The organism is Motilimonas sp. E26 (genome assembly GCF_021278025.1).
In the GTDB taxonomy this organism is placed as follows: Bacteria; Pseudomonadota; Gammaproteobacteria; order Enterobacterales; family CBDFNC01; genus Motilimonas.
Map to the genome: position 1 here is coordinate 1 of NZ_JAIBHJ010000048.1, position 10,270 is coordinate 10,270.

Annotated in this window: 10 protein-coding genes; 6 read left to right on the forward strand and 4 right to left on the reverse strand. The window is 44.6% G+C overall.

Annotated elements, in window-relative coordinates:
• Together K1M91_RS20650 and K1M91_RS20655 are read right to left on the reverse strand one after the other, a co-directional pair.
• A partial coding sequence (locus K1M91_RS20650; protein ID WP_232804154.1) for a transposase zinc-binding domain-containing protein occupies positions 1 to 473 on the reverse strand: 473 nt, incomplete at its 3' end.
• Positions 458 to 1,345 (reverse strand): site-specific integrase, encoded by an 888-nt coding sequence (locus K1M91_RS20655; protein ID WP_232804155.1) that lies wholly within the window; start codon positions 1,343 to 1,345, stop codon positions 458 to 460. The genes K1M91_RS20650 and K1M91_RS20655, both read right to left, overlap by 16 nt.
• 158 nt (positions 1,346 to 1,503) lie before the next feature.
• On the opposite strand from K1M91_RS20655, the gene K1M91_RS20660 reads away from it, so the two are divergent.
• From K1M91_RS20660 to K1M91_RS20670, 3 genes are all read left to right on the forward strand, one after another.
• Positions 1,504 to 2,052 (forward strand): GNAT family N-acetyltransferase, encoded by a 549-nt coding sequence (locus K1M91_RS20660; protein ID WP_232804156.1) that lies wholly within the window; start codon positions 1,504 to 1,506, stop codon positions 2,050 to 2,052.
• Positions 2,053 to 2,154: 102 nt separating this feature from the next.
• Positions 2,155 to 2,733, forward strand: coding sequence for a hypothetical protein (locus K1M91_RS20665; RefSeq protein WP_232804157.1), 579 nt, complete (start codon positions 2,155 to 2,157; stop codon positions 2,731 to 2,733).
• A 150-nt stretch (positions 2,734 to 2,883) separates the two neighbouring features.
• Positions 2,884 to 4,785, forward strand: a complete 1,902-nt coding sequence (locus tag K1M91_RS20670) for a hypothetical protein (protein ID WP_232804158.1) — start codon at positions 2,884 to 2,886, stop codon at positions 4,783 to 4,785.
• Between the two features lie 330 nt (positions 4,786 to 5,115).
• On the opposite strand, the gene K1M91_RS20675 is transcribed toward K1M91_RS20670, so the two are convergent.
• Together K1M91_RS20675 and K1M91_RS20680 are read right to left on the reverse strand one after the other, a co-directional pair.
• Positions 5,116 to 6,159 (reverse strand): transposase, encoded by a 1,044-nt coding sequence (locus K1M91_RS20675; RefSeq protein ID WP_232804159.1) that lies wholly within the window; start codon positions 6,157 to 6,159, stop codon positions 5,116 to 5,118.
• Positions 6,156 to 7,043, reverse strand: a complete 888-nt coding sequence (locus tag K1M91_RS20680; RefSeq protein WP_232804160.1) for a site-specific integrase — start codon at positions 7,041 to 7,043, stop codon at positions 6,156 to 6,158. Before K1M91_RS20680 ends, K1M91_RS20675 begins: the two co-directional genes overlap by 4 nt.
• A gap of 732 nt (positions 7,044 to 7,775) precedes the next feature.
• Between K1M91_RS20680 and K1M91_RS20685 the strand changes: the two genes are divergently transcribed.
• The 3 genes from K1M91_RS20685 to K1M91_RS20695 all read left to right on the forward strand — a co-directional run bounded on the left by K1M91_RS20685 (position 7,776) and on the right by K1M91_RS20695 (position 10,111).
• Positions 7,776 to 8,612 (forward strand): reverse transcriptase domain-containing protein, encoded by an 837-nt coding sequence (locus tag K1M91_RS20685; RefSeq protein WP_232804161.1) that lies wholly within the window; start codon positions 7,776 to 7,778, stop codon positions 8,610 to 8,612.
• 257 nt (positions 8,613 to 8,869) lie between these two features.
• The gene (locus K1M91_RS20690) at positions 8,870 to 9,079 is read left to right on the forward strand and encodes an RNA-directed DNA polymerase (Reverse transcriptase) (protein WP_232804163.1); all 210 of its coding nucleotides are present in this window, start codon (positions 8,870 to 8,872) and stop codon (positions 9,077 to 9,079) included.
• A gap of 684 nt (positions 9,080 to 9,763) precedes the next feature.
• The gene (locus K1M91_RS20695) at positions 9,764 to 10,111 is read left to right on the forward strand and encodes a hypothetical protein (protein WP_232804162.1); all 348 of its coding nucleotides are present in this window, start codon (positions 9,764 to 9,766) and stop codon (positions 10,109 to 10,111) included.
• Positions 10,112 to 10,270 lie beyond the last annotated feature (159 nt).

The following is a 10,270-nucleotide window of genomic DNA, read 5'->3' on the forward strand; positions in this document are numbered from 1 at the left end:
AAGTGCGGATGCAGATTACGCTGTCGGCTGTGGGTGTGCAGCACCGAGGTAAAGCCGAGCTCGCCTTGGTTTTGTTTGGCGGCGAAGTCTTTAAGGATTTGGGCGCTCACTTTAAACATCAGCGGATACAGATGACGCGGGTGTGAGGCGGCTAAGGGGCGCAGTTCATAAGGCAGGGTGAAGGTGACCATAAAGTAAGTGGTGGGCAGTAGCTTGCTTTGTTGTCGCCATAACCATTGGGACGCGGTGCGCTGTTGGCACTGCGGACAAAACCGATGGCCACAGGATAACGGCGTCACTTCCTGATGCGGGCAGTGGCGACATTGCCACTTTGAGGAGCCTTGTTGCTCGGTTTGGCATTGTAATAAAGCATGAATGGCGCGGCGCATGTCGTTGTTGAGGTTGTATTGCTGGCGCAGCACATCCTGATTTGCTCGCAACAGTTCAATGAAGGCACTCATGACTGAGCCCACATCAACACCAGTTTATCGGCGAGTTGGTTCACCGCTAACACACTGTCTGCTTGTTTCACGCGGGTCAGGTGGGTGTAGCGCGCGGTGGTATTGAGGCTGGCATGACCGAGCAACGCTTGCAGCGAGCGCAAATCTAAGCCTTGCTCCAGTAAATGGGTGGCATAACAATGGCGCAGCGAATGGGGGCTAATGTGTTGATGGATATTGCAATCAGCTAACACTTGCTTGAGGGCTTTTTGCACGCTGCCTTTGTCCATGGGGCTGTCACTGTCGGGCCCCATCTTCGGGAACAATAATCGAGGATGGCGATGCGTGGCCCAATAGCCACGCAATGCGACAAGCGTGCGCGAAGGCAGCGGCACGAGTCGGTCTTTACCGCCTTTACCGTCACGCACATGCACCTGCATTGATGCGCTGTCGATATCCGATATGGTCAAATTAAGCCCTTCGCTCAAGCGCAAACCCAAGGTATAGAGCACCAAAAAGAACACTTGGTAACGACATTTAACCGTCATGGAAATCAGCAAGCCGACTTGGGCTGACGTCAACACATCCGGCAAGCGCTTCACCTGCGGCGGTTTAACAATGTTAAGCCACTCCCACTGGCGGTTGAGGGTGTAGCGATAGAAAAACTGCAAGCCATTGCGGTCAATTTTAACCGTGCTCCAAGAGTGAGTGGCAATCAGGCTGGCAAAGTAGGTCTTCAAATCCGCCGCGGTCATGGCATCGGGCGCACGGTCAAAAAACGCAGAAAGGCGACGCACAGCACGAGAATAGGCATCAATCGTTGCGGGACGTTTTCCTTGCAAGGTTAAGTTGGTAAGATGTTGTTCATAAAGAAACTCAAAGCGTTGTTGGTCGGTGGTATTCATGGGTTTACTCCAGCAAGCCCCATCAAAATGAGGGGATAACTTGAGTATGAAATATCAGCCACACTCTGCCGCGCAGCGGCTTCGTTCAACAAGGCGCTCAAGCTTTGGACGCAATAAATTGCGCCGCTTAGCTTGGCGTTATAAGGCATAGTCGAAGAATGTTGAAAACGGATAGATTACTGCTTCGTCAATGGACAGAGGATGACTTTCTTCCTTTTGCTGAAATGTGCAGTGATAAAGAGGTAATGGAATATTTTCCAAAGGCCCAGACTAAAGAAGAAAGCTATGAAATGGGGAAAAAGATTTTATCCCTCATAAATGAGCGTGGTTGGGGCTTTTGGGCCGTCGAAATACTGAGCCAGCATAAATTCATTGGCTTTGTTGGTTTGCATACTCCAACTGATAAAATGCCGTTTTCGCCTTGTGTAGAGATTGGCTGGCGATTGTCAAAGCAACACTGGGGTAAGGGTTATGCAACCGAAGCAGCCAAAGAAGCATTAAGATTTGCATTCACTCAGCTAAATCTAAATGAGGTTGTTTCATTTACAACTCTCACCAATGAGCGCTCTAAAACAGTTATGCAAAAAATCGGCATGCAAAACAGTCATCAGAATTTTATGCACCCCGATATTGATAAATCACACCCGCTATGCGAGCACGTATTGTACAAAATCAATAGATCAGAGTGGCAGCAAAATGCCTTATAACAAGTTGCTCAAATTCGTTCCGGGCGCAAAAAGCGCGCCCTCCACCGGACAGCCTACGCTGCGCTTCGGCTGCCGTTTAGCAAGGCGTTACGTTGCAAATATATGAAGATTTATGAGCTGCAAGTAAAGGTCAAGAAAGAGATAGCGTTGCTCTTAGGCACCACGTCGGACTTAGATTTAGTTATTTCTAAGCTGAATTTGATTTACGCCCAGATCATTTCTTTATTTCCCTTAGCTAAACCTATTGAAATAGAAACGATTAATTCGAATAGATTAACTAGTTTGGGATTTTATCAGCTTGATCCAAATATCTCGGATAAAGTGTTACATATAAAGCAGAAAGGATTTGGTGCTTATTTATGGTATGAAACACCTGGGTGGTGTATAGATGACGAATCTAACGATATTGAATTTATTTCTGAACAGTTGGTAAGTACACCATTCTTAGAGAATGAACCTAGAAGCGTCAAAGAACTACGTGACCTAATTAAGGGTGGCATATGGACTTTTAATAAGGACTTACTCCCAAACTTTGGTGGTAGTAGCCCAAAAGATAACCATGAAGTCTTATCATGGGATTTAAAAAATCTGCTAGTTGGAACGCATATAGATAACATTACAGTCATTAGTAGAGATGAATGGGATAAGCTTTGCGAAAGAGAAAAGGGATGGCTGAAATAGTTTCGGTCTCACAACGTAACAAAAATATTAAATTCGCGTCCTGCGGCCGCCCGACGCTTCGCGCGGTTTATATAGGGCGTTATGTGCCAGTGTGAATGGTAACGAATTTCCAAATATTAGGAAATCTAGAAAAGGGAAGCAAAGTCAGTTATGCAACAAATAGAAAAAAATTCACCGCTTGTGAACCTTTCACTTCTAGAAAGTTTGCAAGGCAAGAAAAAATCAGATGAGCTAGATCTTTTTATTCCTTTTTTAGCTGATATATTGGAAGAGCTTAACACTGAAACAATTGATAAATCTGAACTTCAAAATGCATTCAATGATCGGTTTAAAATAGTCACGCCATTAGGGGCATTAAACTCGCTACTTATTAGAGCAAAAAATTTAGGGTTGTTAATCAAAGATAACAAGCAGTTTTTTGTTCAATTTTCAAAAGTACATGAATTAACGAAGCAATCAAAATCAAAAAAAAGTGAAATTAAAAACTCTATAAATAGCGTCGTAGAATGTCTAATAACCTATGCAAAAGAAGAGTTTGGAGAAGAATTAACCTATGAATTTAGTGAAGAATCACTTTATAACTTCATAAGGGCTAATATATCAATATTTACTGAGAATATAGATGGAAGTATTCCAGAAACAAATACAAAGATTAAGAATAAACAATATCTATTAGCAAGCTTTATAAAACACATCCATCAACAGAAGAAGTCGTTAATCCCAGATATCACTCGAATAGTAAAAGGTACTTTATTAGCTAATTACTTAACTTTTGCAGATAAAACTTCTCAAAAAACAAAATTCAATAATATTACAATATATTTAGATACCCCGATCATTATGGGATTACTTGGCTGGGATGGTCCAACACGAAAAAAATCTTTACATGAATTTTTAGAACTAATTATCGATCTCAACGCAAATATAAAAATATTTGACGTTACTGCCAGAGAAATTAGAGGCGTTTTCTCGTTCTGGATGGAGACATTACAAAATAAAAGGTACTACTTGTTACATGAAATGACTCGGCAATTATTTAATTCCAGAGGGGTTACGCCTGAACAAATTAATACTGAATCAGTATTACTTGAATCGAATTTGAATGAAATTGGAATTAAAGTTGATAATGATTTTGTTTTGAAAGAGCAATTTTGTTGTGACGAGAATAGGTTAAAAAAATTACTTAAGCGAGTTGGGTTTAAAAGAACCTCTCATGATATTACATGTGTATCTAGAGTATTTAATTCTAGAGAAGGAAAATCAATAAACTCATTAAATGAAAAATTCTCAACATTCATCACTCCCAATAAATCAATTGAAAATGTTACTAACCATTTTTTTAAAAAAGAGATAGAGAAAAATTCAATCCAAGTTGTTGCGTCTGAAAAATGGCTAGCAACATTTTTATGGCTGAAACATCCTGAGCATTTTGCTTCGTTACCTTTCGATATGTTATTGACTGATGCTTATACTGCGTTAAATTCTGATGATAAATTTTGGGATAGTTTTTTAAATCGTTTTAAAGACCTAAAAAAGAAAGGCAACATTACCGAAGATGATTTCAATTTAGTAAGGTGGAACAGTTCATTATTTAATATGGTTCAGCATGCGTCAGTTCTTTCTGGTGATGATATTGCAGAAGATGATATTTATGCAATTGTAGAAGAAATAAAGTCAAAACAATTAGCTGAAAAAAATGCTGAAATAACAGTAAAAACTAATGAACTTGGTTCTGTGAAAACAGAATTCAATCATACAAGCCAAAAAATAAAAAAGGCAATTAATATATTTTCTCACAGTATATCTGCAATAATTGCAATCACTTATGCTTGGTTATGGTCAGTTGGAATGTATTATTTTGGACCAAGTATAACTGTTCTGGACAAGCAAAATATCAGTAATGGTCTTGTTGAAACGTCTGTCTATCTTGGTTTTTTTGTTCTTTTAATTCTAGCTTTAATCGGTGCGTTGGGTGGTGGATTATATATCTATAACAAGATACATAATTCACTTTCTAGTCGAATTACAAAACAATTTTTTTTGAATAATTAGCCTAAAAATTCAATCGTGAACACCACATAACATACAAGAATAGGTGTCGCGAAGCCGACACCCCATATTCAGGTGTTGGACAAGCCCGGAGCCTCGATAAGCTCGACTTCCTTCCTTATTAAGCAAATTACGCTGTGGTGCCTTGGCCGCGCTTAGCCTGTGTCCCTTTCTCAAGGCGAGCGGGATTGATGCAAGGGGCGTCATGTTGTAAACGCTAACCTTATCAGTTTGTTACTTCTTGCCTGTGTGTTGTTTCTGTCTGTTTATTCCTCTTGTTGTCGCCTTCGGCGTGGTGAAGGCCATTATCCTTATTGCGTCCTTGCGGTGTTTTTATCTCGGTCGGCTGATACCAATGCAGTGCATGCTGTGCTGGCAACAAGGGCAAGTGCGCTCGGGTTTGGTCGGTGGCGCTATTCCCAGCAATAGTTGCAGTAACGGCAGCAATAAGCACTGTATTTGATGCAAGATGGCTTTGGCATTGCCGCGTAAAAAGCCGTAATCACGGGCGCGTTGTAATCCCTTGGGCAGTACGTGTTGCAACATCAGCATCAAGAACTTCAGTGTTGGCAGCGTGCGCTGCTTCCAGTGTTTGGTTTGCCCATCGCGATAACGAAAGGTGACGTTATCCTTGGTGATGTTAATGATGTCTTTGTCGGGCAGCACGCCGCGATATAAGTAGCGCGACAGATACTTCAGCGTTGGCAGTCCTTCCCCCACGGCGCGGCAATCCACCACCCATTTTGACGGAAGGTGATTAGGCAGGCTCAAACTCGGGTGTTGATTGATGGCGTCGAGCATTCTGGCGCGCCACACTTTCGCCAGTGCAAAGGCGTTAAACAAGTAATCTTTTTTACCTTTGTGCCACTGTTTTTTACTGGCGTCATAGCGCCCGCCAGCCACTAAAATGTGCAAATGCGGATGCAGATTACGCTGTCGGCTGTGGGTGTGCAGCACCGAGGTAAAGCCGAGCTCGCCTTTGTTTTTTTGCTTGGCGGCGAAGTCTTTGAGGATGCTGGCGGTCACCTTAAACATAATGGGATATAAATGGCGTGGATGATGGGCCGCGAGTGCCCTTAGCTCATAAGGCAAGGTGAAGGTCACCATAAAGTAAGTGGTGGGTAATAGCTTGCTTTGTTGTCGCCATAACCAGTTGGACGCGGTGCGCTGTTGGCACTGCGGACAAAACCGATGCCCACACGATAACGGCGTCACTTCCTGATGCGGGCAGTGACGACATTGCCACTTTGAGCTGCCTTGTTGCTGGGTTTGACAGCGGAGCATGGCATGAATGGCGCGGCGTATGTCATTGTTGAGGTTGTATTGCTGGCGCAGCGCATCCTGATGCTCACGCAATATTTCAATAAAGGCGCTCATGACTGAGCCCACATCAACACCAATCTATCAGCGAGATGGTTCACCGCTAACACACTGTCGGCTTGTTTCACGCGGGTCAGGTGGGTATAACGCGCGGTGGTATTGAGACTGGCATGACCAAGCAAGGCTTGCAGCGAGCGCAAATCCAAGCCTTGCTCCAGTAAATGAGTGGCATAACAATGGCGCAGCGAATGGGGACTAATGTGTTGATGAATATCGCAATCTGCCATTACCCGCTTGAGGGCTTTTTGCACGCTGCCTTTATCCATGGGGCTGTCACTATCGGGCCCCATCTTCGGAAACAACAAGCGAGGATGGCGATGAGTGGCCCAATATCCGCGCAGTGCCACCAAGGTGCGATCAGGCAACGGCACGAGTCGGTCTTTACCGCCTTTACCGTCACGCACATGCACCTGCATTGATGCGCTGTCGATATCCGAGATGGTCAAATTAAGCCCTTCGCTTAAGCGCAAGCCCAAGGTGTACAACACCAAAAAGAACACCTGATAGCGACACTTAACCGTCATGGAAATCAGCAAGCCGACTTGGGCTGAGGTCAACACATCCGGCAAGCGCTTCACCTGCGGCGGTTTGACAATGTTAAGCCACTCCCACTGGCGGTCTAGGGTGTAGCGATAGAAAAACTGCAAGCCATTGCGGTCAATTTTCACCGTGCTCCAAGAATGAGTGGCAATCAGGCTGGCAAAGTAGGTCTTCAAATCCGCCGCGGTCATGGCATCGGGTGCGCGGTCAAAAAACGCAGAAAGGCGACGCACCGCACGAGAATACGCATCAATGGTTGCCGGGCGTTTTCCTTGCAAGGTTAAGTTGGTAAGATGTTGTTGGTAAAGAAATTCAAAGCGTTGTTGGTCGGTGGTATTCATGGTTTTTACTCCAGCATGCCCCATCAAATTGAGGGGATTACTTGAGTATGAAATATCAGCCACACTCTGCCGCGCAGCGGCTTCGTTCAACAAGGCATTTAAACGGAACTAAAACAGTGGGTTACGTTCCGCTTCGCTCCACAGTATAACCCACAATTTTAGTCCGCTTAATGCGGCGTTAGTGCGTCAAGCGAAGCTTGATGCATCTTGCAGGGTGCAAGTCCCTGTCGGGTAAGGTTTAACTCACCACCCGTATCGAGTGTTGCGCCTATGGCGGAGCTGGTTTTTTTTTCAGCGAACAAGATAGGTGAAGCGTACACAGAGAATTAAGTAGGCCATAGGGGATGCGTGTCCCTGAAGTGCTGAGATCGCTCCGATAAGTACAGTCTGACTGACGAGGTTTGTAACGCCACTGAAGTCCAAGCAAAGCAACCGTAATGAGTGAGGTTGTGGCGAGTCAGCGGAGTTATTAAGCCGTGGCATGTTTAAAGAGATGCATCAGGAACTTGAGAGAGCCAAGGGCGTTCCGCAAGGAAGCGGTAGGGAAGCTAAGCCAAAAGCAAGGCCAACGATGACCCTTTGGCAGCGGAGCGCCCCCCGGTCAAATTAACCCATAGTAGTTCGAGACGGGAAAGCCGATCACATGGCGAAGGGGTTAACAGTACTTCTTATAAATAAAGAGTCACGTGTTTAGCAGACACATAGGCCGGACAATGTAGGGCTGGATTCACTATGACAACCGAACTAAACGCGATCATATTTAAATCACAGCGCCACCCCAAACACAGGTTTCAGAACTTATACGGATTACTAAGGGAAGATTGTCTGTATCAGAGTTGGGGTCAGCTCAATAAACAAGCAGCCGCCGGTATTGATGGCATCACCATGCCCGCTTATCAACAGCAACTTGTTGGCAACATAACTCGACTGAGCGATGCCCTTAAGCATAAGCGCTTTCGAGCCAATGACATCAAACGTGTCTTTATTCTCAAAAGCAATGGTAAACAACGACCGCTGGGCTTGCCCACGGTGGATGATAAGTTGGTGCAACAAGGCGTGAGCCAGATATTACAAAGCATCTGGGAAGCGGACTTTTTGCCCAATAGCTATGGCTACCGACCGAATAAAAGCGCCCATCAGGCGGTGCACAGTTTAGCACTGAATCTCCAGTTTAAAGGTTACGGTTACATTGTGGAGGCTGATATCAAAGGCTTCTTCAATAACCTTGATCACGACTGGCTGATGAGGATGCTCAAACAACGCATTGATGACAACGCCATGCTGAGTTTAATCAGCCAATGGCTTAAAGCCCGCATAAAATCACCTGAAGGTGGTTTTGAACACCCGAAAAGCGGTACGCCGCAAGGGGGGATCATTAGCCCAGTACTGGCGAACATCTACCTGCATTACGCACTCGACTTATGGTTTGAAAAGAAAGTAAAACCTCGAATGCGTGGCCGCGCGATGCTCATCCGGTACGCCGATGATTTTGTGTGTGCGTTTCAATACGCCAACGATGCTGAGCGATTTTATGAGGTACTGCCAAAACGACTCAAGACTTTTATTTAAACATAAGCAACTTAGAAGTAGCAGAAGAGAAAACGTCGCTGCTGCGCTTCAGTCGATTTCACCCGAGTCGAAAACGGCAATTTGTGTTTCTCGGCTTTGCCTTTTACTGGTCAAAGGATGCTAAAGGTAAGCCTCGACTTAGGCGGCGCACAGGGGGGGAAAAGCACCGCGCCAGCATGAGCGAGTTTTACCAATACATCAAAGCCAAGCGGTCAAACAAGCTGAACACTTGGATGCCACAACTGAAACGCAAACTGATGGGATACCGAAATTACTTTGGCTTGCCAGACAACAGCCACAGCCTAGATAAACTGTACAGTTATGTGCTGCACAGTTTATACAAATGGCTGAATAGGCGCAGTGGCAGGCGCAGTTACAATTGGATTAATTTCAAGAAGATGCTAATGTATTACGCCATAGAGCGACCAAGAGTGAGTAAGCGATTTATTCATGTTGACTGGTACTAGGAGCGTGGTGGTTTACACGCGTGAATATATAACTGAAGAGCCGGATGCGGTAATTCCGCACGTCCGGATCTGTGTGGGGTCGGCCCAGTAATGGGCCGCTCTACCACGATGGGCAATCAACATATGCACCCAGTATTTAAAGAGTATATTGATTCGTTGGAGCCCTCTTTTCAAAGGCTCCTCAATATGGATCCTGTTACAGTCGCAACATTGCCGAGAGAAATGCCTTTATCTGGTATATACCTTTTCTCAGAAAACGGAGACCATCTATACGTTGGCAGGACAAACACAATTCGAAAAAGGTTACAAAATCATTGTCGCCCAAGTTCTGGCCACAATTCAGCGACATTTGCATTTAGGCTTACCAGAGCAATAACAGGTATCACACAGGCAACATATGTTGCCGAGGGTTCGCGTTCTAGTTTAGAGAAGCACCCTAAGTTTGGGCCTGAGTTTATTAGACAAAAGCAAAGAGTAAGGGAAATGCAGGTGCGCTTTGTATCTGAGCCTGATCCTATGCGGCAGGCACTCCTGGAAATGTATGTTTCAGTCAGTTTGGGTACGCCTCATAATGACTTCGATAATCACTAAGGGCCCTAACAATGCCCATCAGTTCGCAGCCTTTGGCTGCCGGACTCGCTACGCTCGCCGCTGTGGGCGGCGTTATGTTTTCTGGAGTCAGACTTGGAAATTGCAAAATTAATTGAAACTGGATTTTCTACTGCTGATGCTGAATATCCTGAAATTCTTCAGATAGAAGGTGATGTGATCTTAAAATTTCGTGATTGGCGAGAGGAAAAGGTAGTAGTATTCTTTGCAGACCCAATTGCTATGAAGTGGCAAATGGCTAAGTCTTTCTTAAACGGAGAACGCTACGATAGTTGCTATGAAATTGAACAGTCTAATTGGTTGAAGTTGCATATCGATCAAGATGAAGTATCTGAATCCGAAGGCTACAAACACTTTAAGTTTAATTTTAATGAGATTGGACAGTTTGAGATTTTAGCCCTCAGTTATCAATTAAAAACATAACATACAAGAATAGGTGTCGCGAAGGCGACACCCCATATTCAGGTGTTGGACAAGCCCGGAGCCTCGATGAGCTCGATTCCTTCCTTATTAAGTAAATTGCTGCATTGAGCTTTAACCGCGCTTAGCCTGAGTACCTTTCTCAAGACGAGCGGGAGGGAT

Excerpts from the sequence above, each read along its gene's own strand:
- K1M91_RS20680 (WP_232804160.1), bottom strand. The coding sequence starts at position 7,043 with ATGAATACCACCGACCAACAACGCTTTGAATTTCTTTACCAACAACAT.
- K1M91_RS20660 (WP_232804156.1), top strand. The coding sequence starts at position 1,504 with ATGTTGAAAACGGATAGATTACTGCTTCGTCAATGGACAGAGGATGAC.
- K1M91_RS20685 (WP_232804161.1), top strand. The coding sequence starts at position 7,776 with ATGACAACCGAACTAAACGCGATCATATTTAAATCACAGCGCCACCCC.
- K1M91_RS20655 (WP_232804155.1), bottom strand. The coding sequence starts at position 1,345 with ATGAATACCACCGACCAACAACGCTTTGAGTTTCTTTATGAACAACAT.
- K1M91_RS20690 (WP_232804163.1), top strand. The coding sequence starts at position 8,870 with ATGGGATACCGAAATTACTTTGGCTTGCCAGACAACAGCCACAGCCTA.
- K1M91_RS20665 (WP_232804157.1), top strand. The coding sequence starts at position 2,155 with ATGAAGATTTATGAGCTGCAAGTAAAGGTCAAGAAAGAGATAGCGTTG.
- K1M91_RS20675 (WP_232804159.1), bottom strand. The coding sequence starts at position 6,159 with ATGAGCGCCTTTATTGAAATATTGCGTGAGCATCAGGATGCGCTGCGC.
- K1M91_RS20670 (WP_232804158.1), top strand. The coding sequence starts at position 2,884 with ATGCAACAAATAGAAAAAAATTCACCGCTTGTGAACCTTTCACTTCTA.